The sequence below is a fragment of the Tepidimonas sp. HKU78 genome, from assembly GCF_049860815.1.
Classification (GTDB): Bacteria; Pseudomonadota; Gammaproteobacteria; order Burkholderiales; family Burkholderiaceae_C; genus Tepidimonas.
Map to the genome: position 1 here is coordinate 944,707 of NZ_CP187547.1, position 23,367 is coordinate 968,073.

27 protein-coding genes are annotated in these 23,367 nt (G+C 67.7%); 24 read left to right on the forward strand and 3 right to left on the reverse strand.

Annotation, left to right across the window (positions count from 1 at the left end; genetic code table 11):
* Positions 1-5: 5 nt before the first annotated feature.
* The 20 genes from ACPYIS_RS04600 to ACPYIS_RS04695 all read left to right on the forward strand — a co-directional run bounded on the left by ACPYIS_RS04600 (position 6) and on the right by ACPYIS_RS04695 (position 14,087).
* Positions 6-1,166, forward strand: coding sequence for a VanZ family protein (locus ACPYIS_RS04600; protein ID WP_425973914.1), 1,161 nt, complete (start codon positions 6-8; stop codon positions 1,164-1,166).
* Positions 1,163-1,525: a (2Fe-2S) ferredoxin domain-containing protein gene (locus ACPYIS_RS04605; protein WP_424859907.1), complete on the forward strand. Its 363-nt coding sequence runs from the start codon at positions 1,163-1,165 to the stop codon at positions 1,523-1,525. Before ACPYIS_RS04600 ends, ACPYIS_RS04605 begins: the two co-directional genes overlap by 4 nt.
* Before the next feature lie 22 nt (positions 1,526-1,547).
* Positions 1,548-2,183 (forward strand): alpha/beta hydrolase, encoded by a 636-nt coding sequence (locus ACPYIS_RS04610; protein ID WP_425973916.1) that lies wholly within the window; start codon positions 1,548-1,550, stop codon positions 2,181-2,183.
* 133 nt (positions 2,184-2,316) lie between these two features.
* Positions 2,317-3,456, forward strand: a complete 1,140-nt coding sequence (locus tag ACPYIS_RS04615; RefSeq protein WP_425974100.1) for a D-alanyl-D-alanine carboxypeptidase family protein — start codon at positions 2,317-2,319, stop codon at positions 3,454-3,456.
* A gap of 88 nt (positions 3,457-3,544) precedes the next feature.
* Entirely contained in the window at positions 3,545-3,922 is a 378-nt protein-coding gene (rpsL, locus tag ACPYIS_RS04620; protein WP_299021762.1) for a 30S ribosomal protein S12, read from the forward strand.
* A 197-nt stretch (positions 3,923-4,119) separates the two neighbouring features.
* Complete coding sequence (rpsG, locus tag ACPYIS_RS04625) at positions 4,120-4,590, forward strand: 30S ribosomal protein S7 (protein ID WP_299021759.1); 471 nt, start codon at positions 4,120-4,122, stop codon at positions 4,588-4,590.
* Between the two features lie 102 nt (positions 4,591-4,692).
* The gene (gene fusA, locus ACPYIS_RS04630; protein ID WP_424859905.1) at positions 4,693-6,795 is read left to right on the forward strand and encodes an elongation factor G; all 2,103 of its coding nucleotides are present in this window, start codon (positions 4,693-4,695) and stop codon (positions 6,793-6,795) included.
* A 121-nt stretch (positions 6,796-6,916) separates the two neighbouring features.
* Positions 6,917-8,107 (forward strand): elongation factor Tu, encoded by a 1,191-nt coding sequence (gene tuf, locus ACPYIS_RS04635; protein ID WP_424895017.1) that lies wholly within the window; start codon positions 6,917-6,919, stop codon positions 8,105-8,107.
* Positions 8,108-8,118: 11 nt separating this feature from the next.
* The gene (rpsJ, locus tag ACPYIS_RS04640) at positions 8,119-8,430 is read left to right on the forward strand and encodes a 30S ribosomal protein S10 (protein ID WP_144329495.1); all 312 of its coding nucleotides are present in this window, start codon (positions 8,119-8,121) and stop codon (positions 8,428-8,430) included.
* A 191-nt stretch (positions 8,431-8,621) separates the two neighbouring features.
* A complete protein-coding gene (rplC, locus tag ACPYIS_RS04645; protein ID WP_424859903.1) occupies positions 8,622-9,281 on the forward strand; it encodes a 50S ribosomal protein L3 in 660 nt (219 codons plus the stop codon).
* A gap of 11 nt (positions 9,282-9,292) precedes the next feature.
* Entirely contained in the window at positions 9,293-9,913 is a 621-nt protein-coding gene (gene rplD / locus ACPYIS_RS04650) for a 50S ribosomal protein L4 (RefSeq protein ID WP_424859902.1), read from the forward strand.
* Entirely contained in the window at positions 9,910-10,224 is a 315-nt protein-coding gene (gene rplW, locus ACPYIS_RS04655; RefSeq protein WP_314227459.1) for a 50S ribosomal protein L23, read from the forward strand. The genes rplD and rplW overlap by 4 nt, the downstream gene beginning before the upstream one ends.
* Positions 10,225-10,228: 4 nt before the next feature.
* Complete coding sequence (gene rplB, locus ACPYIS_RS04660; protein ID WP_424895016.1) at positions 10,229-11,053, forward strand: 50S ribosomal protein L2; 825 nt, start codon at positions 10,229-10,231, stop codon at positions 11,051-11,053.
* Positions 11,054-11,064: 11 nt separating this feature from the next.
* Positions 11,065-11,340 carry a 30S ribosomal protein S19 gene (rpsS, locus tag ACPYIS_RS04665; RefSeq protein ID WP_424859900.1) on the forward strand — a complete coding sequence of 92 codons (276 nt, stop codon included), beginning with the start codon at positions 11,065-11,067 and terminating at the stop codon, positions 11,338-11,340.
* 11 nt (positions 11,341-11,351) lie between these two features.
* Positions 11,352-11,681 (forward strand): 50S ribosomal protein L22, encoded by a 330-nt coding sequence (gene rplV / locus ACPYIS_RS04670; protein WP_043700961.1) that lies wholly within the window; start codon positions 11,352-11,354, stop codon positions 11,679-11,681.
* Positions 11,682-11,697: 16 nt separating this feature from the next.
* A complete protein-coding gene (gene rpsC / locus ACPYIS_RS04675) occupies positions 11,698-12,555 on the forward strand; it encodes a 30S ribosomal protein S3 (RefSeq protein ID WP_424859898.1) in 858 nt (285 codons plus the stop codon).
* A gap of 2 nt (positions 12,556-12,557) precedes the next feature.
* On the forward strand, positions 12,558-12,974 hold the full coding sequence (gene rplP / locus ACPYIS_RS04680; protein ID WP_424859897.1) for a 50S ribosomal protein L16: 417 nt from the start codon (positions 12,558-12,560) through the stop codon (positions 12,972-12,974).
* A gap of 13 nt (positions 12,975-12,987) precedes the next feature.
* Complete coding sequence (gene rpmC / locus ACPYIS_RS04685) at positions 12,988-13,188, forward strand: 50S ribosomal protein L29 (protein ID WP_314227453.1); 201 nt, start codon at positions 12,988-12,990, stop codon at positions 13,186-13,188.
* 12 nt (positions 13,189-13,200) lie between these two features.
* A complete protein-coding gene (rpsQ, locus tag ACPYIS_RS04690) occupies positions 13,201-13,464 on the forward strand; it encodes a 30S ribosomal protein S17 (RefSeq protein ID WP_424859896.1) in 264 nt (87 codons plus the stop codon).
* Between the two features lie 101 nt (positions 13,465-13,565).
* A complete protein-coding gene (locus ACPYIS_RS04695; RefSeq protein WP_058615892.1) occupies positions 13,566-14,087 on the forward strand; it encodes a peroxiredoxin in 522 nt (173 codons plus the stop codon).
* Here ACPYIS_RS04695 and ACPYIS_RS04700 read toward each other — a convergent pair.
* Positions 14,032-14,598, reverse strand: a complete 567-nt coding sequence (locus ACPYIS_RS04700) for a GNAT family N-acetyltransferase (protein WP_424895015.1) — start codon at positions 14,596-14,598, stop codon at positions 14,032-14,034. The genes ACPYIS_RS04695 and ACPYIS_RS04700 overlap by 56 nt on opposite strands.
* A gap of 61 nt (positions 14,599-14,659) precedes the next feature.
* Positions 14,660-15,340: a cytochrome b/b6 domain-containing protein gene (locus ACPYIS_RS04705; RefSeq protein WP_424895014.1), complete on the reverse strand. Its 681-nt coding sequence runs from the start codon at positions 15,338-15,340 to the stop codon at positions 14,660-14,662.
* A gap of 64 nt (positions 15,341-15,404) precedes the next feature.
* On the opposite strand from ACPYIS_RS04705, the gene ACPYIS_RS04710 reads away from it, so the two are divergent.
* Positions 15,405-15,848 carry a c-type cytochrome gene (locus tag ACPYIS_RS04710; protein ID WP_058615895.1) on the forward strand — a complete coding sequence of 148 codons (444 nt, stop codon included), beginning with the start codon at positions 15,405-15,407 and terminating at the stop codon, positions 15,846-15,848.
* Positions 15,849-15,930: 82 nt separating this feature from the next.
* Here the strand turns inward: ACPYIS_RS04710 and ACPYIS_RS04715 are convergent, their stop codons facing one another.
* Positions 15,931-16,440 (reverse strand): TlpA disulfide reductase family protein, encoded by a 510-nt coding sequence (locus ACPYIS_RS04715; protein ID WP_424895013.1) that lies wholly within the window; start codon positions 16,438-16,440, stop codon positions 15,931-15,933.
* Positions 16,441-16,646: 206 nt separating this feature from the next.
* On the opposite strand from ACPYIS_RS04715, the gene ACPYIS_RS04720 reads away from it, so the two are divergent.
* Genes ACPYIS_RS04720 through ACPYIS_RS04730 form a run of 3 tightly spaced genes read left to right on the forward strand, consistent with a single transcriptional unit; the run spans position 16,647 to position 23,359 of the window.
* Positions 16,647-17,024: a response regulator gene (locus ACPYIS_RS04720; RefSeq protein ID WP_058615897.1), complete on the forward strand. Its 378-nt coding sequence runs from the start codon at positions 16,647-16,649 to the stop codon at positions 17,022-17,024.
* Positions 17,025-17,067: 43 nt separating this feature from the next.
* Positions 17,068-22,410 (forward strand): PAS domain S-box protein, encoded by a 5,343-nt coding sequence (locus ACPYIS_RS04725; protein WP_425973920.1) that lies wholly within the window; start codon positions 17,068-17,070, stop codon positions 22,408-22,410.
* Entirely contained in the window at positions 22,400-23,359 is a 960-nt protein-coding gene (locus ACPYIS_RS04730; protein WP_299021949.1) for a diguanylate cyclase, read from the forward strand. Before ACPYIS_RS04725 ends, ACPYIS_RS04730 begins: the two co-directional genes overlap by 11 nt.
* Positions 23,360-23,367 lie beyond the last annotated feature (8 nt).

A 23,367-nucleotide genomic window follows, 5' to 3' on the forward strand; every position in this document is an offset into this window, starting at 1 on the left:
GGCGAGTGGCGCGTACGCGGCAGGCGGTGGCCATGGGCGCGCAGCGGCACGGCTCGCTCGCGTGGCCGCTGTTGCTCAGTTACGCGGTCCTGGTCGTCTATGCCAGCCTGTTTCCCTTCGAGGGGTGGCGCTCGCAGGGCGTGGCGCCGTGGGCGTTTCTGCTGGCGCCGTGGCCGCGTTATTGGAGCGGTTTCGATATCCTGGCCAATCTGCTGGGCTACGCGCCGCTGGGCGCGTTGTTGACCGTCGCGCTGACGCGCACGGGCTGGCCCCGGCTGGCGCCTGTTTTGGGGGTCGCGGTCCCGACGCTGCTCTCGCTGACCATGGAGGCGCTGCAAACCTACTTGCCGCAGCGGGTGCCTTCACAGCTGGATGCGCTGCTCAATGCCGCGGGTGCGCTGCTCGGCACGGGGGTGGCGCTGCTGCTGTTGCGCTGGCGTTGGCTGGGGTCGTGGGGGCAGTTTCGCGCCGAGTGGCAGCAGCCCGGCGCCCAATGGGCATGGGGTGTGTTGCTGCTGTGGCCGTGGGCGGTGCTGTACCCGACCTCGGTGCCTTTCGCGACGGGGCAGTTCTGGCCCCGCCTAGAGGCGGCGTTGTGGCGGGCCGCCGAGGGCTCGCCCCTGCAAGCCTGGTTGCCGCAGAGCGCCCCGCTGTCGCCACCCAGCCCGTTGACCGAGGCGCTGCTGGTCGCGCTGAGCCTGTGGTTGCCCGTGCTGCTGGGCTACGCCAGCCTGCGCCGGGTCGGCCAGCGCGTGCTGTTCGCGCTGCTGTTTGGTGCGGCGGCGTGGGGCGTCGGCACCTTGTCGGCGGTGCTGACCTTCGGCCCCTCCCACGCCTGGGCGTGGTTGACCCCGCCCGCCCAGTTGGGCTTGGCCGCCGCCGCGGCCATGTCGCTGTTTGCGCTGCCACTGGGCGCGCGGGCGGCCGCGTTGCTGATGGTGCTGATCGGGGGCCTGATGCTAGGGCTGGTCAACCGCGTTCCCGATCCCGCGTATCTGGATGTGGCGCTGCAGACCTGGGAGCAGGGGCGCTTCAGTCGCTTCCATGGCGTATCGCAGTGGCTGGGCTGGATCTGGCCCTGGGCGGCGCTGGTGGTGGCCGCCCGGCTCGCGTTGCGCCGCGACGGCCACGCGGGGCGCGGCCCATCCTACAATCGCCGCCCATGACCGACGCTGTCGCCAACGATCCCAACCCCACCGCGCCGTACTACCGCCGGCACATCTTTTTTTGCCTCAACCAGCGCGACAACGGCCAAGCCTGTTGTGCGCAGCACGCCGCACAGGCTGCCTTCGAGCACTGCAAGGCCCAGGTGCGCGCGCTCGGCCTGGCCGGACCCGGCCAGGTGCGGGTCAACAAGGCGGGTTGCCTGGACCGCTGCGCCGGCGGGCCGGTGGCGGTGGTGTATCCAGAGGGGGTCTGGTACACCTACGTCGATTTGGCCGATATCGACGAGATCGTCACCTCGCACCTGCGCGACGGCGTGGTCGTTGAGCGGCTGTGTCTGCCGCCCGACGTGGGCCGCTGAGGCGGCGCCGCTGTTGTCGGCGATGAACGCGCAAACCACCTTTATCACCATCCCGGGCCCCGCCGGCGCGCTGGAGCTGGCCATCGACCGGCCCGCGCTCGCGCGGCCCGGCGGCGGCGTGGCCGTGATCGCCCACCCGCATCCGCTGTTTGGCGGCACGCTGCACAACAAAGTCGTGCAGACGCTCGCGCGCGCCTGTGTGCAACAGGGCTGGGAGGCGGTGCGCTTTCACTTTCGCGGCGTCGGGGGCAGCGCTGGGGTGCACGACCATGGGGTGGGCGAGGTCGATGACCTGCTGGCCGTGGTGGCGGCGCGCGGCCTGGGGGCGCCGCTGGTCTTGGCGGGGTTTTCCTTCGGGGGCTATGTGGCCGCGGCTGCTGCGGCCCGCTTGTGGCTGCAGCAGCCGGCGCACGCCTTGTGCCTGATCGCGCCCGCGGCGAGCCGCTTCGAATTGCCCCCGTTGCCCGAGGAACTCCAGGCGCGCACGATGGTCGTGCATGGCGAGGCGGACGACACCGTGCCACTGGCCGCGGTGCTCGACTGGGCGCGCCCCATGGGGTTGCCGGTGACCGTGGTGCCGGGGGGCGAGCATTTTTTTCATGGCCGCCTGCCGCTGCTGAAGTCCCTGACCCTGCGCCATTTGCGCGCGCTGGATTGACGGCCGCCCCGGCCTGGGTGGCTCGCAAGGAACGATCGACGTGTCTGTACTGCAACGAATCCGAATCCTGAGTCAAGCCTGTGCCCGCCGCACCGGGCGCCGAACGGGCGCGACCGCGTGGCTCGTCGCGCTGATGCTGGCGTGGATACCGATGGCGCATGCCCAGGCGCCGCAGCCGCCCGAGATCGCGGCGCGCGCCTGGCTGCTGCTGGATGCCACCAGCGGGCAGGTGCTGGCGGCCAAGGACCCGGATGAGCCGGTCGAACCTGCCTCGCTGACCAAGCTGATGACCGCCTATGTGGTGTTCGATGCGCTCAAGGCGGGCAAGCTCACGCTGGACCAAAAGCTCACCGTCAGTGAGCGCGCGTGGCGCATGCCCGGCTCGCGCATGTTCATCCAGCCCAATCAGCAAATCCCGGTAGAGGACCTGCTCAAGGGCATGATCGTGCAGTCCGGCAACGACGCGACCGTGGCGCTGGCCGAGGGTGTGGGGGGCACGGTCGAGCGCTTCGTGGAGCTGATGAACCAGCAGGCCAGGGCGCTGGGGTTGACGCGCACGCGTTACCAGAACCCCGAGGGGTTGCCCGCGCCGGGCCACACCACCACGGCGCGCGATTTGGCCACCCTGGCGCAGCGGCTGATACAGGATTTTCCGCAGTACGTGGGGTACTACGCCATCCAGCGCTACCGCTACCCTGGCACGCCGGCAGCCAACGACACCAACCGCAACCTGCTGCTGTTTCGGGATCCCACGGTCGATGGCCTCAAGACCGGCTACACCGCCGCCGCGGGCTACTGCCTGGTGGCCACGGCGCGCCGCCCCCAGCCCGGGTTGGGCGAGGGTCCGGCGGGGCAGCGCCGCCTGATCAGCGTCGTGCTGGGTGCGGCCAGCGAAAACGCGCGCGCGGCCGAGAGCCAGAAACTGCTCAACTGGGGTTTCAGCGCCTTCGAGGCCGTGCGCCTGACGGCCCCGGGCCAGCCCATCGCCACGCCGCCGGTGTGGAAGGGACGCACGAGCGACGTGCGGCTGGGCCGCCCGGAGGGCATCGTCGTGTCGGTGCCGGCTGGCACGGCCAAGGGCCTGCGCACCGAGGTCGTGCGCCCCGATCCACTGGTGGCGCCGCTGCTCAAAGGCCAGCCGCTGGGCACGCTGCGCGTGCTCTCGGCGGGCGGCGTGACCCTGGCCGAGGTGCCGCTGACGGTGCTGGAGCCGGTGGAAGAGGCGGGGCTGCTCGGCCGCCTGTGGGGCGCGTTGCGGTTGTGGATCCGGTGATTGCATCCCGGGACGTGTCGTGCTACAGTAGAGGGCTTTTCGGGTCTGCCCGAGGGCGGATCGTTCACTTTTGACGTTTAGGGACGTTATGCCAACCATCAACCAACTCGTGCGCCACGGGCGGACGGTCGAGAAGGACAAGTCCAAGAGCCCGGCGATGCAAAACTGCCCCCAGCGCCGGGGCGTGTGTACGCGTGTCTACACCACGACGCCCAAGAAGCCGAACTCGGCGCTGCGTAAGGTCGCCAAGGTGCGCCTGACCAACGGCTTCGAGGTCATCTCCTACATCGGCGGTGAAGGCCACAACCTGCAGGAGCACTCGGTGGTGCTCGTGCGCGGCGGCCGCGTCAAGGACCTGCCGGGTGTGCGCTACCACATCGTGCGCGGCTCGCTCGACCTGCAAGGGGTCAAGGACCGCAAGCAAGCGCGCTCCAAGTACGGCGCCAAGCGGCCCAAGAAGGCCTGAGCCGCGCCCGCGAAGCGCGTTTTCGCGTGGGCGGCCGTCATCGGCCTGTCACGCATCGGTGTCGAAATGCCTGGCTGGCGGGTGTTTCGGCAGTGTGGCCCCGGACGCCCTTGGTGCGCCGGTGGTCGAGTAAGTGGGGGTCCCCGTCGGCCCTCGCGGCACCCAGTGGTGCCAACTGAAGCAAAAAGGATACGAACATGCCACGTCGTCGCGAAGTCCCTAAACGTGAAATCCTGCCGGATCCCAAGTTCGGCAATGTCGAGCTCTCCAAATTCATGAACGTCATCATGGAGAGCGGCAAGAAAGCGGTGGCCGAGCGCATCGTCTACGGCGCGCTCGAGCACATCGAGAAGAAAACGGGCAAGGACCCGCTCGAGGTGTTCACCACAGCCATCAACAACGTCAAGCCGCTGGTCGAGGTCAAGTCTCGCCGCGTCGGTGGCGCCAACTACCAAGTGCCGGTCGAGGTGCGCCCCGTGCGTCGCCAAGCCTTGGCCATGCGCTGGGTCAAGCAAGCCGCGCGCAAGCGCAGCGAAAAATCCATGGCGCTGCGTCTGGCCAACGAGCTGATCGAGGCCACCGAAGGCCGCGGCGGCGCGATGAAGAAGCGTGATGAAGTGCACCGCATGGCCGAAGCCAACCGCGCGTTCAGCCACTTCCGTTTCTGACGCTGCGACTGCTCGTCCAGGCCGCGTCCCCCGTTCCCTCGAGCCCGCCACCCCCACACACGAGGTCGGCGGGCTTTGCCCATCCGAATCTGGAGTTTTTTCATGGCACGTACCACGCCCATCGAGCGTTACCGCAACATCGGCATTTCGGCGCACATCGATGCCGGCAAGACCACCACGACCGAGCGCATCCTGTACTACACCGGCGTCAACCACAAGATCGGTGAGGTGCACGACGGTGCCGCCACCATGGACTGGATGGAGCAGGAGCAAGAGCGCGGCATCACCATCACCTCGGCGGCCACCACCTGCTACTGGCGCGGGATGGACTTGAACTATCCCGAGCACCGCTTCAACATCATCGACACCCCGGGCCACGTGGACTTCACCATCGAGGTCGAGCGCTCGATGCGCGTGCTCGACGGCGCCTGCATGGTCTATTGTGCGGTCGGTGGCGTGCAGCCGCAGTCCGAGACCGTCTGGCGCCAGGCCAACAAGTACCGCGTGCCGCGGCTCGCGTTCGTCAACAAGATGGACCGCACCGGCGCCAACTTCTTCAAGGTCTATGAGCAGATCAAGACGCGCCTGAAGGGCAACCCGGTGCCCATCGTGATCCCGATCGGTGCCGAGGAAAACTTCCAGGGTGTGGTGGACCTCATCAAGATGAAGGCCATCATCTGGGACGAGGCGTCGCAAGGCATGAAGTTCGAGTACCGCGACATCCCGGCCGACTTGGTGGATCAGGCCAACGAATGGCGCGAGAAGATGGTCGAGGCCGCTGCCGAGGCCAGCGAAGAGCTGATGAACAAATACCTCGAGACCGGCGAGCTCAGCGAAGACGAGATCATCGCCGGCCTGCGCCAGCGCACGATTGCGGTCGAGATCCAGCCCATGCTGTGCGGCACCGCGTTCAAGAACAAGGGTGTGCAGCGCATGCTCGACGCGGTGATCCAGTTCCTGCCGTCGCCGGTGGACATCCCGCCCGTGCAGGGCACCGACGAAAACGAGCAGCCCGTCACGCGCAAGGCCAGCGATGACGAGAAGCTCTCGGCCCTGGCGTTCAAGCTCATGAGTGACCCGTTCGTGGGGCAGCTAACCTTCGTGCGCGTGTACTCGGGTGTGCTGCGCAAGGGCGACACCGTGCTCAACTCGGTCAAGGGCAAGAAAGAGCGCATCGGCCGCATCGTGCAGATGCACGCCAACAACCGCCAGGAGATCGAGGAAATCCGCGCCGGCGACATCGCCGCCTGCGTCGGTCTCAAGGAAGTCACCACCGGCGAGACGCTGTGCGACCCGGCCGCACCGATCGTGCTGGAGCGCATGCAGTTTCCCGAGCCCGTCATCCGCCAGGCCGTCGAGCCCAAGGCCAAGGCCGACCAGGAAAAGATGGGCATCGCGCTGTCGCGCCTGGCGGCCGAAGACCCGTCGCTGCGCGTCTACACCGACGAAGAGTCGGGCCAGACCATCATTGCCGGCATGGGCGAGCTGCACCTGGAGATCATCGTCGACCGCATGAAGCGCGAATTCGGCGTCGAGGCCAACGTCGGCAAGCCGCAGGTGGCGTACCGCGAAACCATCCGCAGCACCGTCAACGAGGCCGAAGGCAAGTTTGTGCGCCAGTCGGGTGGTAAAGGCCAGTACGGTCACGTGGTGTTCAAGATCGAGCCCAACGAGCCGGGCAAGGGTTTCGAGTTCATCGACGCCATCAAGGGCGGTGTGGTGCCGCGCGAGTACATCCCTGCGGTGCAAAAGGGCGTCGAAGAGGCGCTGCAGGCCGGCGTGCTGGCCGGCTATCCCGTGGTCGACGTCAAGGTCACGCTCCACTTCGGTTCGTACCACGAGGTCGACTCGTCCGAGCAGGCGTTCAAGATGGCGGCCATCTTCGGCTTCAAGGAAGGCTGCAAGAAGGCCAACCCGGTGATCCTTGAGCCGATGATGGCGGTCGAGGTGGAAACGCCCGAGGAATACGCGGGCAACGTCATGGGCGACCTGTCGTCCCGCCGCGGCATGGTGCAGGGCATGGACGATCTGCCGGGTGGCGGCAAAGTCATCAAGGCCGAGGTGCCGCTGTCGGAGATGTTCGGCTACTCCACCACGCTGCGCTCGATGTCGCAGGGCCGCGCCACGTATACGATGGAGTTCAAGCACTACGCCGAGGCGCCGCGCAACGTGCAAGAAGCCATCATCGCCGCGCGCGCCAAGTAAGCCGCGTCGCGCATCCCTCCGGTCTGAGGCGCCCTTCGGGGTGGGCCCGCTGCCCGTGGCGGGCCCGTGCCGCAGACGTAAAACCCACACGGGCATCGTTCTTTGATTGAAGGAATCCATCATGGCAAAAGAGAAATTCGAGCGGACCAAGCCGCACGTCAACGTGGGCACGATTGGTCACGTGGACCATGGCAAGACGACGCTGACGGCGGCGATCACGACGGTGCTGGCGTCCAAGTTTGGCGGCCAGGCCAAGAAGTACGACGAAATCGACGCGGCGCCCGAAGAAAAGGCGCGCGGCATCACCATCAACACCGCGCACGTCGAATACGAAACCGCCAACCGCCACTACGCGCACGTCGACTGCCCCGGCCACGCTGACTACGTCAAGAACATGATCACGGGTGCCGCCCAGATGGACGGCGCCATCCTGGTCGTGTCGGCCGCCGACGGCCCCATGCCGCAAACCCGCGAGCACATCCTGCTGGCGCGTCAGGTGGGTGTGCCCTACATCATCGTCTTTCTCAACAAGTGCGACATGGTCGACGACGCCGAGCTGCTCGAACTCGTCGAGATGGAAGTGCGCGAGCTGCTCTCCAAGTACGACTTCCCTGGTGATGACATCCCCATCATCAAGGGCTCCGCACTCAAAGCGCTCGAAGGCGACAAAGGCGAGCTCGGTGAGCAAGCCATCCTGAAGCTGGCCGAGGCGCTCGACAGCTACATCCCCACGCCCGAGCGCGCGATTGACGGCGCCTTCCTCATGCCCGTGGAAGACGTCTTCTCCATCTCGGGCCGCGGCACCGTCGTGACCGGCCGCATCGAGCGCGGCATCATCAAGGTCGGTGACGAAGTCGAAATCGTCGGCCTGCGCCCCACCGCCAAGACCACCTGCACCGGCGTGGAGATGTTCCGCAAGCTGCTCGACCAAGGTCAAGCGGGCGACAACGTCGGCATTCTGCTGCGCGGCACCAAGCGCGAAGAAGTCGAGCGCGGCCAAGTGCTGGCCAAGCCCGGCTCCATCACGCCGCACACCCACTTCGTGGGCGAAGTCTACGTGCTGTCCAAGGAAGAAGGCGGCCGCCACACGCCGTTTTTCAACAACTACCGGCCGCAGTTCTACTTCCGCACCACCGACGTGACGGGTGCCATCGAGCTGCCCAAGGACAAAGAGATGGTGATGCCCGGCGACAACGTGACCATCACGGTCAAGCTGATCGCCCCGATCGCGATGGAAGAGGGTCTGCGCTTTGCGATCCGCGAAGGCGGCCGTACCGTCGGCGCCGGCGTGGTGTCCAAGATCATCGAGTGAGGCTGGCCCCCATGAACAAGCAAAAGATCCGCATCCGCCTCAAGGCGTTCGACTACAAGCTGATCGACGCCTCGGCGGCCGAGATCGTCGATACCGCCAAGCGCACCGGCGCCATCGTGCGCGGCCCCGTGCCGCTGCCGACGCGCATGAAGCGCTTCGACATCCTGCGCTCGCCGCACGTCAACAAGACCAGCCGCGACCAGTTCGAGATCCGCACCCACCAGCGCCTGATGGACATCGTCGATCCGACCGACAAGACCGTCGACGCGCTCATGAAGCTGGATCTGCCCGCTGGCGTGGACGTCGAAATCAAGCTGCAGTGATGCACGCCAGTGTCGAGCGCTGCGCGAAGCGCTTGACGAACGCAAGCCCGCACGGTATAGTTGCGGGCTTCGTCCTTTTTGGGCGAGGAAAACCTGTAACCTGCCCGCTGCCAGCGGGGCATCGCAGCTTGGCGATGCGGCTGGAGTGGGCCATCAGACCCGGCCAATTGCAGTCGGGAACGGAGAAAACCATGAGTCTGAGCAACTCTCTCGGGTTGTTGGGCCGCAAGGTGGGCATGATGCGTCTGTTCACCGAAGACGGGGACGCAGTGCCCGTCACGGTGGTCGATGTGTCGAACAACCGGGTGGCGCAAGTCAAGACCCAGGCCGTCGATGGCTATGACGCCCTGCAGGTGGCGTTTGGCAAGCGGCGCGCCTCGCGCGTGACCAAGCCGATGGCGGGTCACTATGCCAAGGCCGGTGTCGAAGCCGGTGAAATCCTTCAGGAATTCCGCGTCAGCGCCGAGGTCGCGGCGAAGTTCACCCCGGGCGCCGTCATCCCCGTGGCCGAGCTGTTCCAGCCGGGTCAAAAGGTGGACGTGCAAGGCACGACCATCGGTAAGGGCTTCGCGGGCACCATCAAGCGCCACAACTTCGGTTCGCAGCGCGCCTCGCACGGCAACAGCCGTTCGCACAACGTGCCGGGCTCCATCTCGATGGCGCAAGATCCGGGCCGCGTGTTCCCGGGCAAGCGCATGACCGGGCACATGGGCTGCGACACCGTCACCACCCAGAATCTCGACGTGGTGCGCGTCGATGCCGAACGCCAACTGCTCCTGATCAAGGGGGCCGTTCCCGGTGCCAAGGGCGGCTTCGTGACCGTCCGTCCGGCCGTCAAGGCCGCCAAGTAAGGAGCGCACGGATGCAAGTCGAACTCCTCAACGACCAGGGTCAGGCCGCCTCCACCGTCGAGGTGCCCGAGACCGTGTTTGGTCGCGAATTCAACGAAGCGCTGGTGCACCAGCTGGTGGTGGCCTATCAGGCCAACGCCCGCCAAGGCACGCGCGCGCAAAAGGACCGCGGCGCTGTCAAGCACTCCACCAAGAAGCCGTTCCGTCAAAAGGGCACGGGCAATGCGCGTGCCGGTATGACCTCGTCGCCGCTGTGGCGCGGGGGCGGCAAGATCTTCCCGAGCAGCCCCAACGAAAACTTCAGCCAAAAGCTCAACAAGAAGATGTACCGCGCTGGCATGGCGTCCATCTTCTCGCAGCTCGTGCGTGAAGGGCGGCTGTCGGTGGTCGATTCGATCAAGGTCGAAGCGCCCAAGACCAAGCTGCTGGCCAGCAAGCTCAAGGCCATGAACCTGAACTCGGCGCTCATCATCGCCGACGAGATCGACGAAAACCTCTACCTGGCGTCGCGCAACCTGCCCAACGTGCTGGTGGTCGAGCCGCGCTACGCCGACCCGGTGTCGCTGGTGCACTTCAAGAAGGTGCTCGTCACCAAGGGTGCGCTGGACCAGATCAAGGAGATGTTCGCATGAGCCAGCCCAAGTTCGACCAAGGTCGCCTGATGCAGGTGCTGGTGGCGCCGATCATCTCGGAGAAGGCCACCCGCGTGGGCGAGAACTCCAACACGGTTCTGTTCAAGGTGCTGCGCAATGCCAGCAAGCCCGAGATCAAGGCCGCGGTGGAGCTGCTGTTCAACGTCAAGGTTCAGGACGTCAACGTGCTGAACCAAAAAGGCAAGGTCAAGCGCTTCGGCAAGACCATCGGTCGCCGCGACCACGTGCGCAAGGCCTATGTGACCCTGGCCGCCGGTCAGGAGATCCAGTTCGGCGCTGAAGGGATCTGACATCATGGCAGTCATCAAGATGAAGCCGACCTCGCCAGGCCGTCGCGGCATGGTCAAGGTCACGCGCGAAAACCTGTACAAGGGCCCTGCCTACGCGCCGCTGCTGGAGCCGCTGGCCAAGACGGCGGGCCGAAACAACAACGGCCACATCACCGTGCGCCACAAGGGTGGCGGCGCCAAGCACCACTACCGCATCGTGGACTTCCGTCGCAACAAGGACGGTATCCCGGCCAAGGTGGAGCGCCTGGAGTACGACCCGAACCGCACCGCGCACATCGCGCTGCTGTGCTATGCCGATGGCGAGCGTCGCTACATCATCGCGCCGCGTGGCATCGAGGTCGGCCAGACCCTCGTCAGTGGTGCCGAGTCGCCGATCCGTGTCGGCAACACGTTGCCGATCCGCAACATCCCGGTGGGTTCGACCATCCACTGCATCGAGCTCAAGCCCGGCAAGGGCGCGCAGCTGGCGCGCTCGGCGGGCGCTTCGGCCGTGCTGCTGGCGCGTGAGGGTGTCTATGCCCAGGTGCGTCTGCGTTCGGGCGAAGTGCGCAAGGTGCACGTGGACTGCCGCGCCACCATCGGTGAGGTCTCTAACCCCGAGCACAGCCTGCGCCAGCTCGGCAAGGCCGGTGTCAAGCGCCACATGGGCATCCGCCCGACGGTGCGTGGCGTGGCGATGAACCCGATCGACCACCCGCACGGTGGTGGTGAGGGCCGCACCGGTACCGGCAAGCCGCCGGTGGATCCGTGGGGCAACCTGACCAAGGGTTACCGCACCCGCCACAACCGCCGCACGCAAAACATGATCGTGTCGCGCCGCAAGAAGTAAAGGGTTGAGCCATGTCCCGTTCTCTGAAAAAAGGTCCCTTCGTTGACCATCACCTGATGGCCAAGGTCGAGAAGGCGCTGGCTGCCAAGGACAAAAAGCCCATCAAGACCTGGTCGCGGCGCTCGACGATCCTGCCCGAGTTCATCGGCTTGACGATCGCCGTGCACAACGGCAAGCAACACGTGCCGGTGTACGTGACCGAGCAGATGGTCGGCCACAAGCTGGGTGAGTTTTCGCTGACGCGCTCGTTCAAGGGCCACCCCGGCGACAAGAAAGCCAAGAAGTGAGGATTGCATCCATGGAAACCCGCTGTATCGTTCGCGGCGTTCGCCTGTCGGCCGACAAAGGCCGGCTGGTCGCCGACCTGATCCGCGGCAAGAAGGTGGATCAGGCGCTGCAGATCCTGACCTTCACGCCCAAGAAAGCCGCCGGCATCATCAAAAAGGCGTTGCTGTCGGCCATCGCCAACGCCGAGCACAACGACGGTGCCGACATCGACGAGCTGAAGGTCAAGACCATCCACGTCGAGCAAGGCACCACGCTCAAGCGCTTCACGGCGCGCGCCAAAGGCCGCGGCAACCGCATCAGCAAGCCCACCTGTCACATCTACGTGACCGTCGGCAACTGACCAGGAAAGGAAGACCATGGGACAGAAAATCCATCCGACCGGCTTCCGCCTGTCCGTCAGCCGCAACTGGGCCAGCCGCTGGTACGCCAGCAACCGCGAGTTCGCCGGCATGTTGGCCGACGACATCAAGGTGCGCCAATACCTGCGTGACAAGCTCAAGAACGCCGCCGTCTCGCGCATCGTCATCGAGCGTCCCGCCAAGAACGCCCGCATCACCATCCACTCGGCACGCCCGGGTGTGGTGATTGGCAAGAAGGGCGAGGACATCGAGCGCCTGAAGAAGGATCTGGCCGCGATGCTGGGCGTGCCGGTGGCCGTCAACATCGAGGAAATCCGCAAGCCCGAAGTCGACGCGCAGCTCATCGCCGACAGCATCACCCAGCAGCTGGAGAAGCGCATCATGTTCCGCCGCGCGATGAAGCGCGCGATGCAGAACGCCATGCGCCTGGGCGCGCAGGGCGTCAAGATCATGTCGTCGGGCCGCTTGAACGGCATCGAGATCGCGCGCACCGAGTGGTACCGCGAAGGTCGCGTGCCGCTGCACACGCTGCGCGCCGACATCGACTACGGCACCTCGGTGGCCAAGACCACGTATGGCACCATCGGTGTCAAGGTCTGGGTCTACAAGGGTGACAACCTGGGCCGCAACGACGTGCCGTCGCTCGACAGCACGCCGCGCCCCGACGACGAGCGCCGTCCGCGCGGCCCGCGCCGCGACGGCGCGCGCCCGGCCCGTGGCAGCGCCCGCCGTGGCAGCAATGCCGCACCGGCCGACGGCAGCGACAAGCCCGCCGAGGCCACTGCACAACCCGCCGTTAAGCGCGTTCGGTCCGACGCACCCGCATCTGCAGCAGCGGACGGCAAAGGAGAATAAACATGTTGCAACCAGCCCGTCGCAAATTCCGCAAGGAACACAAGGGCCGCAACACCGGAGTCGCCACCAGCGGCACCACGGTGGTGTTCGGTGATTTCGGCCTCAAGGCCACCGACCGCGGCCGCCTGACCGCGCGCCAGATCGAGGCGGCGCGTCGCGCCATCTCGCGCCACGTCAAGCGGGGGGGACGGATTTGGATCCGCGTCTTCCCGGACAAGCCCATCACGAAAAAGCCGGCCGAGGTCCGCATGGGCAACGGCAAGGGCAACGTGGAGTTCTACGTCGCCGAGATCCAGCCCGGCAAGGTGCTGTACGAGATCGTCGGCGTGCCCGAGCAGCTCGCCCGTGAGGCGTTCCAGCTCGCCGCGGCCAAGCTGCCGCTGCGCACCACGTTCGTGACCCGCATGTTGGGCCAGTGAGGAGGAGCCGACCATGAAATCCGCTGAACTGCGCCAAAAAGACGTCGCCGCCCTGCAGGCCGAAATCCAGTCGCTGCAAAAGGCCCACTTCAACCTGCGCATGCAAAAGGCCACGCAGCAGTTGGCCAACACCGCGGCGCTGCGGCAAACCCGCCGCGCCATCGCGCGCGCCAAGACCATCCTGGCCGAAAAGCTGGCGGCCGCCGGCCAGTAAGGAGAGACCACCATGACGCAAACCAAAGTCAAGCGTACGCTGATTGGCAAGGTGGTCAGCGACAAGCGCGCCAAGACCATCACCGTGCTGGTCGAGCGCCGCGTCAAGCACGAGCTCTACGACAAGATCGTGATCAAGTCGAGCAAGTACCACGCCCACGACGAAAACGGCGAGTACAAGCTGGGCGACATCGTCGAGATCACCGAGAGCCGTCCGCTGTCCAAAACCAAAAACTGGGTGGCCACGCGCCTGGTGCAAAAGGCCTCCGAGGTCTGACGCCCAGCGCGGCGCCGGCCCGGAAATCCTGCCCTGTTGTCAGGGCAAAGGGGACGACCGACAATGCGGTCGTCCTTTTTTACTTAGCGAGGAGGTTTTCCATGATCCAAGTGGGTGATACCCTGCCCGACGTGACGCTGATGGAGTTCGTCGAGACCGAAGGCGAGGGCTGCAGCATCGGCCCGCGCCCCGTACCCGTGCGCGCCGAAGCGGCGGGCAAGACGATCGCGCTCTTTGCCGTGCCTGGCGCGTTCACGCCCACTTGCTCGGCGCAGCACGTGCCAGGGTATCTGCAGCGCTACGACGAGCTGCGCGCGGCTGGCGTGGACGAAATTTGGTGCGTCAGCGTCAACGATGTGTTCGTCATGGGCGCGTGGGCCCGGGACCAGGGGTGCGCTGGCAAGATACGCATGCTGGCCGACGGCAGTGCGGCGTTCGCCCGCGCCACGGGGCTGACGCTGGATCTGACCGCCCGCGGCCTGGGGTTGCGCAGCAACCGGTACTCGATGTTGGTCCAAGACGGCGTGGTGCGCACGCTCAACGTCGAGGGGCCGGGCGAGTTTGCGGTCAGCGACGCCGATACGTTGCTGGCCCAGGCGCGTCGGCTCCAAGCCGCAGCTTGAGGTAGTGCGCGCCCGGCAACGGGTTGTGGTAGTAAGGCGGGATTTCCTCAAACCCCAGCTCGTGGTAGAGCGCGCGCGCTGCCTCCATGTCGCGCAAGGTGTCGAGCAGCATGCAGTCGTAGCCCGCCTGCTCGGCCAACAGCACGATCCGTTCGGCCAGCTGCCGCCCCAGCCCAAAGCCCCGAAACGGCCGACGCACGAACAGCCGCTTCATCTCGCAGGCGTTGCCGTGGTCGCTCTCCAGCAGGGGGCGCATCGCGCAGCAGCCGGCCGGCTCGCCATCGACCGTGGCCAACACCAGTGCGCCCTGCGGCGGCGCGTAGACACCTGGCAGCGTGGCCAGCTCCTCGGCAAAGCCCTGGAAGCCCAAATCGATGCCGATGTCGTCCTGATACTCCAAAAATAGCGTGCGCACCGCGTCGAGCGCCGGGCCTTGCGGTGCCACCCACAAGCGAATGTCCGGTTCGGCGGCCGCGTCACCACACGGCGGCGGGTCGGATGCCTCGTTCATGCCGCGATGATAGAGCCAAGCGCGGTGCCTGGGTGGCGCGTGCGATGCAGGACAGGCGACCCTAGGCAGCGCCCAACGAAACGATCCAAACGGTGACGGCGACGCTGACGGCCGCCACGGCCAGGGCCCGCAGCCGCTCGCGCCAGCCATCGGCGCTGGCGGGGGTGCCCGGCGGCAGCGGCTTGTCGCCGTGGATCATGGGCGGCACCAGGGATTGCGCCCGCAGCCGGTACACGACGATGGCGGCCACGTGCAGCACCACCAGCCCCAGCACCAGCAGCTTGCCCCATTGCTTGTGGTAGGCCGTGGCGGCGTACGCCGTCTCTGACGACACGAAGCGCGCCAGTGGACCGACGAAGGCGATCTCGTCGTCGCTGATCAGCCCGGTGCCCACTTGCACCGCGAGCACCGTCAACAATGCAAAGACCGACAGCGCCCCCAACGGCGAATGCCCCACCGACCACAGCGGGTCGCCGCGGCCGCGCAGGTAGGCCCACAGCGACCCTGGGCCATACAGAAAGGCGACGAAGCGCGACCAACGCCCGCCCACCAGCCCCCACAGCACGCGAAAGATCAACAGCGCCAGCACTGCATAGCCCAAGCGCTGGTGCCAGGTCATCCAGTTGCCGCCCAGGTTACCGGTGATGACCAGCCCCACCACGGCCAGCACCAGCAGCCAGTGAAACAGTCGCGTGGGCAGATCCCACACGCGCACGGGTACGGTCTCGGCGGGCGTTGTCATGGCAGAGTTCGGCACATTCGCATACACTGAGGATTCCCCCAACTCTACACCAGGAGGTGTTCTCATGCAGCATCGACTTCTGTTGGCCGTGGCGGCGCTCGCGCTCAGTGGTGCGGCGCACGCGCAGTTTCAAAAGCCTGAGGACGCGGTCCGTTACCGCCAGTCGGCGTTCAACGTGATGGGCGCGCACTTCAGCCGCATCGGCGCCATGGTGCAGGGGCGCGTGCCGTTCGACGCCAAAGCCGCGCAGGAAAACGCCGCCATCGTGGCCACGATGGCCAAGTTGCCGTGGCAGGGGTTCACGCCGGACACCGAAAAAATCAAAAGCCGCACCAAGCCCGAAGCCTGGATGGAGATGGACAAGGTGCGCGCCGGTGCGGACAAGATGATGAAAGCCGTCGCCGACCTGGACGCGGCCGCCCGCACGGGCAACCTGGACGCGATCAAAAAGACCTTCGGCGACGCTGCGGCCACCTGCAAGGCGTGCCACGACGCCTACCGGGAGTAACGCGCAGAGGCATCGGGGGCGGGCTTAGTGCCCGCCCACGCCCCGCCTCGCCCGGCGACGCATCGCTTCGACGGATCCGCGCTCATCCTTGCGCCAGGAGTTTTTCCAGCAAGGCGGCTAGCGCGTTGAAGTCGGGCTCGCCCACGTAGCGCTTGACGATGCGGCCCTGCCGGTCCACGATGTAAGTGGTGGGGGTCAGTTTGACCTCCCCCCAGTCACGCGCCAGGCTGCCATCGGTATCGAGCGCCACCTTGAACGGCAGTTGCCGCGTGCGGGTGAAGTTGGCCACCCACTCCGGCGGGTCATAGCTCATCGCCACCGCCACCGTCTCGAAGCCGCGCGCGTGGTAGCGCCGGTACAGCTCGACCAGTTGTGGCATCTCCTTGACGCAGCTCACGCACGTGGTGGCCCAGAAGTTGACCAGCAACACGCGCCCGGCCAGGTCGGCGCTCGTCAGCGTGCTGCCGTCGAGCAGTCGGAAGGTGGACTGCGGTGCGCGTTCGGCGGCGCCACAGCCGCCCAAGCTCAGGGAGGCGCCCACCGCCAGCCATACGGGGGCGGTCAGCAGCCAGGGTCGCCATCGTGGGGTCATCGGTGTCATTCCTTCGTTCGTTAGCGTCGGTGTTCGTCAGCGTCGGTATCAGGGGCGGGGCCTGGGGATGAGACCACGGCAAGCGCGGTGTCGGCGAGCGCCTGCCCCTGCGGGTATGGGAGCGTGCCGCGGCGGTAAAAGTTCGACAGCGTCGATTTTGGCCTCACAATAGGGTGCACACACGGCATTCTCGTTATAAAGCACCCATGGCCCGACCCTTGCGCGTTTTGGTCGCTGACGACAACCCCCTCAACCTACGCATCGCCGCGCGCTTGCTGCGTGACATGGGCCACAGTGGCGTGTTGGTCAACGGTGGCCGGCAGGCGTTGCAGGCCCTGCAGACGCAGGCCTTCGACGTGATGTTGCTCGATGTGACCATGCCCGACATGGGCGGGCTGGAGGCGCTGGCCGAGCTGCGCGCGCTGGAGCGCGCCGGCCGGCGCCACACCCCGGTCATCATGGTCACGGCCTACGACCTGCCCGAGGACCGCCGCCGCCTGCTCGATGCGGGGGCGGATGGCTACGTGGCCAAGCCGCTCGATGCCGAGCGGCTCGCGGCCGAGCTGGCGCGCGTGGTGCCGTGACCCGAGGTTGCGAACCCGCCGCGTTGAGCAGGAGCTGTTGACGATGGAGAGCCGATCGCACCCCAACGCGCCGCCGCCGATGACGGGGCAGCCGGTGCAGCGCGGTGCTGCCTGGATGGCGGCACTGGCCGTGTTGCTGGTGTGGGTGCTGGCCGCGGCCATCTCCACATGGCTGTACCAGCGCGCGCAAGACGATCTGCAGCAACAGCTGCAACACGAGATGGACTTGGCCGAGCGGCGGCTGGACAGTGCCTTCGAACGCTATGGCGCCCTCCTGCTGGCCACGCGTGCCTGGTTGCACGCCAATCCGGCCGCCAGTGGTCTGGCCTTCGCGCGCCGCGTGGCACCCGCGGCCGTGGACGACTGGCTGGCCGAGGCGCGCACGCGGGGATTGCCGGTGGACGTGCAATACCGGCGTTTGCGGCCCGACCCCGACCCCGAGCGCGACCGCTTCATCATCGACTGCATCGAGCCCTCGGGGCAGGAGCGTTTGATCGGACTGGATATCGCGAGCGACCCCGTGCGCTGGGAGGCCATGCAGCGTGCGGTCGTCACGGGCGACTGGGCCGTGACGGCGCCGGTGCGATTGGCCAATACCGAGCGGCTCGAGTACGGCCTGTTGCTGGTGATGCCAGTCTATGAGGGCGGGTGGACTCCTGCCAGTGTGCCCGAGCGCTGGCGGCAGTTGCGCGGCTTCATCGTCACCGGTGTGCCGGCGGCCGAGCTGGTTCGCGACGCGGGCCTGCTCAACCCCAAATACGACTGGCACTGGGTGGATCCCAAGGCGTCGCCAACCCTGGCTGTGGCCGCACCAGGCCAGCCCGTACCACCTGACGATGGCCGCCGCGGCGTGGCATTGCACGATTCCGACGGTCATGGGCCCGAGGCGCTGCTGAGTGATCGCGCGTATTGGCAAGGTGCTGCCGACGCCGCGGTGCAGCGCACCCTTACCGTCGGCCAGCGCGAATACGTGCTGGGCGTGCGCAGCACCCCGGCGTTGGAGCGGCAATGGTGGCCGGTCGCGTCGGCGCTCATTGCCGTGGGTGCCTTGCCCATCGGCCTGCTGGCAGGCTGGGCGACGCTGGCCGCCTTTCGCCTGCGCCGTGCCGAGCACGAACGTCTGGAGGCGCTGCGCAGCGACGTGCAGCGCCTGTCGCTGGTGGCGCGCTACACCCACAATGCGATCATCTTCACCGACCGCGCGGGGCGCGTGACCTGGGTCAACGCGGCGTGCGAGGCGCTGACCGGCTACACGCTGGACGAGCTGCGCGGCCAGGTACCGGGTAAGCTGCTGCAGTGCGAGCGCACCGATCCGGCCGCCGTGGCCCGCTTGCGCGAGGCGGTGCAGCGCGCCGAGCCGTGCGAGGTCGACATCCTCAACCGCGCCAAGGACGGGCGCGAATATTGGATCAACGTCGAGCTGGTGCCCCTGCGCGACGAGACGGGCACCTGCACCGGCTTCATGGCGGTGGAGATCGACATCACCGAACGGGTGCGCAGCGAGGAGCGCCTGCGCGTGGCGCTGCAAGAGGCCCAGACGCTGATGGACACCGTGCGCCAACACGCCATCGTCAGCCAAGCGGCGCCGGACGGCACCATCGTCGACGCCAACGAGGCCTTTTGCGCCATCAGCGGCTACACGCGCGACGAGCTCATCGGCGCGCCACACCGCATCATCAACTCGGGCCACCACGACGCGGCGTTCTGGCACGATTTCTGGACGACGATCGCCAGCGGCCGTGCCTGGCGCGGCGAAATCTGCAACCGCGCCAAGGATGGGCGGCTTTATTGGGTCGACAGCATCGTCGCGCCGCTGTTCGACGCGCAGGGGCAGATCGAGCGCTATTTGTCGATCCGCTTCGACATCACCGCGCGCAAGGAGGCCGAGGCGCAACGGCGCGCGGCGCAGCAGCGGCTGGACAACCTGGTGCGCGCCACGGGTGCGGGCACCTGGGTGCTGGATCCGGACACGGGCGACGCCGAGGTCGATGCGCGTTGGTGGGCGATACTGGGTGAGCCAGGCGGTCCCCCGTTCATCGGCATGGCCACCTGGGCCGAGCGCGTGCACCCCGACGATCTGCCCGGCGTGCAGCTGGCGCTGCAGGCCTATGTCGAGGGCATGAGCGAGGCGTTCGAGGCCACGCTGCGCATGCGCCACCGCGACGGCCGCTGGGTGTGGGTGCGCACGCGTGCCGAGGCGTTCGAGCGCGATGCCAGCGGACGCGCCCGCGCGCTCTATGGGGCCAACCTGGACATCAGCGACGTCAAGGCCGCCGAGGAGCACGCACAGCGCGCCGAGCGGCTGCTGCGCAGCGCCATCGACACCATCGACGAGGGCTTCGTGCTCTACGACCCGGACGATCGCCTCGTCTACTGCAACGAGACCTACCGCCAGATCTACCCCATCGCGGCGCCTCTGATGGAGCCGGGACGCACGTTCGAGGAAATCATCCGCTACGGGGCCGAGCGCGGCGAGTACCCGGCGGCGGTCGGGCGCGTCGAGGAGTGGGTGGCCGAGCGGCTGGCGCAGCACCGCAGCGGGGTATCCAGCCTGGTGCAGCGCCTGGCCAGCGGGCGCGTCATCCGCATCGTCGAGCGGCGCACGCCGGAAGGGTATATCGTCGGTTTTTGCATCGACATCACCGAATTGGAGCGTGCACGCAGCGAGGCCGAGTCGGCGCGTCAGTTGCTCGAGAGCGCGCTCGACGCGGCGGGCGCCGCCCTGTGCGTGTTCGACATGGACGAGCACCTGCTGTGGGCCAATGAGCGCTTCTACTACATGCACGCGGCGCTGGCCGACATCCTCCAGCCCGGCGTGCCGTTCGAGACCTTCATTCGCACCGGGGTTCAGCGTGGTGGCATCGACCTGGGCGGCCTGGACGCCGAGGCATGGCTCGCGCGGCGACTGGCCGAGTTTCGCACCGGCACCACCGACCGTGTGGTGCGGCTCGAGGACGGGCGAGCGCTGCGCATCGTGGAGCGCATCACGCCGGCCGGGCTACACGTCGGGCTGCGCTACGACGTCACCGAGCTGGAAAACGCCCGCCGCGCAGCCGAGGAGGCCAGCCAGGCCAAGAGCCAGTTCGTGGCCAACATGAGCCACGAAATCCGCACCCCCATGAACGCGGTGCTGGGTATGCTGCAGCTGCTGCTGGGCACGGCGCTGGACGCGCGCCAGCGCGACTATGCGGAAAAGGCCGAGTCCGCCGCCAAGTCGGTGTTGGGCATCCTCAACGACATTCTGGACTTTTCCAAGATCGAGGCCGGCAAACTCGAGCTCGACCCCGAGCCGTTCGCCATCGACCGGCTGTGGCGCGACGTGGCCACCATCATGGCCGCCAGCCTCAAGGGCAAACGGCTGGAGCTGCTGTTCGACCTGGACCCCGCCATCCCGCGCGTGCTGGTGGGCGACGCGATGCGCCTGCAGCAGGTGCTCATCAATCTGGCCGGCAACGCCATCAAATTCACCGCCGCGGGCAGCGTCACCGTACGGGCACGGCTGCTGCAGCGGCACACCGATCCCGACGGATCGCAGCGCGTGCGGCTGCGCATCGCCGTCATCGACACCGGCATCTGCATCGCGCCCGAGGCACAGGCGCGGTTGTTTTCCGCCTTCACGCAGGCCGAAAGTTCCACCACGCGGCGCTTTGGCGGCACCGGGCTGGGGCTGGCCATCAGCCGCCGGCTGGTGCAGATGATGGGGGGCGACATCACCGTCGACAGCACGCCCGGGCAGGGCAGCACGTTTGCCTTCGAGGTCGAGTTAGGGGTGGCGCGCGAGGTGCCCGCGGCGCTGGCTGCGGAAGGCGTGCCGCCCGAGCTGCAGTCGCTGCGCTGCCTGGTGGTGGATGACCACCCGCTGGCGCGCGAGCTGCTGTGCCACACGGTGCAGCAGCTCGGCTGGCAGTGCGACGCGGTGGCCGATGCCGAGGCCGCGCTGCAGCGCGTGCGCGCCGCCGACGCGCCGTACGACGCGATCTTCGTCGACTGGTCGCTGCCCGGCATGGACGGCCTGACCCTGGCCGAGCGGTTGCGCACGACCCTGCCGCCGGCGCAGCGCTCGGCGGTGGTGATGGTCACCGCCAGCGGCCGCGACGTGCTGGCGCAGGTGCCGGCGCAGCGGCAGGCCGCGCTCGACGGCTTCTTGGTCAAACCGGTCACGGCGTCGATGTTGCTGGAGGCGGTGCGCATGGCGCGCGCCCAGCAGGCGGGGCCCGCGCCCCAGCAGGCCCCCATCCAAGGCACCCGGCGGCTGGCGGGCATGCGCATCCTGCTGGTGGAGGACAACCCGATCAACCAGCAAGTGGCGCGCGAGCTGTTGCAACGCGAAGGCGCGCGGGTATCGGTGGCCGACCACGGACAGGCGGCGCTGGACCAGCTGCGTGCGCGCCCCGACGGTTGGGACGTGGTGCTGATGGACATGCAAATGCCCGTCATGGACGGGCTGCAGGCGACCCAAGCCATCCGGCACCAGCTCGGCTTGACCGACTTGCCCATCGTGGCCATGACCGCCAACGCCATGGCCAGCGACCGCGAGGCGTGCCTGGCTGCGGGCATGAACGACCACGTGGGCAAGCCCTTTGCCATCGATCAACTGGTGCAGGTGCTGCTGCGGTGGGCGCCGCACGCGGTGCGCGCATCGCTGGACGGGGCTGACGAAGACGCTGCCCCCCCGGAGACGCCGTCCGCCGCCGGAGCAACCGACGCCGCGGCCGTGCACGCGCCCTGGCCCGACGCCGATTGGGTGGACGTCCCGGCGGCGCTGGAGCGCCTAGGGGGCGATCCGCGCCTGTACCAGCGCATCGCGCGTAGCTTCCTGCAAGGGCTGCCGCACACGCAGGCGGACCTGCAGACCCGCCTGAGTCAGTCCCCCGACGGTGCCCTGGCCGCGGCCCTGCACACGCTCAAGGGCACGGCGGCCACCATCGGCGCGCAGCCGCTGGCGGACGTGGCCGCCCAGGCCGAGCGCGCCGTCAAGGCGGCACTGGCCGATGGGGCCGGGGCCGTGCCGGCCGTGGTGCCGCCCTGGTGGCCGGCGCTCGCGCAGGCGCTGCAGGCCACGGCCGAGGCCCTGCCGCGCGTGCTGGCCGAGCTGGTTGCGCGCGGCCTGGTGCCACCCGAGTCTGGGGCCGAGGCCACGCGCGCCGGGGCCGACGCCGATCCCGCGCGCTGGCGCGAGTCGCTGCAGCGCCTGTACACGCTGCTGCAGGCCAGCGACATGGAAGCGCTAGACCTGCACGACCAGCTGCTGGCCGACCCCGCCGTGGCGCAGGATGCGCGTTGGGCGCCGCTGCATCAGGCGATGGAGGCCATGGATTTCGAGGCCGCAGCTGCCGCGGCACAGGCGCTGCTCGCCAGCGCACCAGGAGAGTCCGATGCCACCTGACGCCATCACGACCGCTTGGCCCGTGCGCAAGCCGCGCGTGCTGCTGGTGGACGACCAGCGCGTGCACCTGCAGGTGCTGCACCGCGCGCTCGGCGGTGACTACCAGCTCTTCATGGCCACCAGCGGTGCCCAAGCCCTGAAGGTGGCGCGCGAACAGCAGCCCGACCTGATGCTGCTCGACATCGTCATGGAAGACATGGATGGTTTTGCCGTTTTGCAGGCCATGCGGGCCGATCCGCTGACGCGCGACATGCCGGTGATGTTCGTCACCGCGCACACTGGCGAAGACATCGAGACCCGCTGCTTGGAGGAGGGAGCGGTCGACTTCATCACCAAGCCCATCAACGCCAGCGTGGTGCGCGCGCGCGTGCGCACCCACCTGACGCTCAAATTTCAGTCCGACCTGCTGCGCTCGCTCGCCTTCGTCGATGGCTTGACAGGGGTGGCCAACCGGCGCCAGTTCGACGAGCGGTTGGCCGTGGAATGGGCGCGCGCGCAACGCCACGGTACGCCGCTGAGCCTGATTTTGGCGGACGTGGACCATTTCAAGGCCTACAACGACCACGTCGGCCACCAAGCGGGTGACGAGGCGCTGCGCCGGGTGGCGGCCTGCCTGCGCGAATCGGTGCGCCGCGGCACCGATCTGGTGGCCCGCTACGGCGGCGAGGAGTTTGTCTGCCTGCTGCCCGACACCGACGCCGACGATGCGGTGCGGCTCGCCGGGCAACTGCTGGACGCCGTGCGGCTCATGGCCATCCCGCACCGGCTTGGGACGGAAGGCGGCGTGCTGACCATCAGCCTGGGTGTGGCCACGCGCCGCGGTCCGGCGCAGCCAGGCTGGCAGGCCGCCACCCTGCTGGGCTTGGCCGATGCGCAGCTCTACGAGGCCAAGCGCGCCGGGCGGGCGCGCGTGTGCGCGGCGGTGTTGGGCGAAGACGGGGGGGTTTGAGCCGCTCC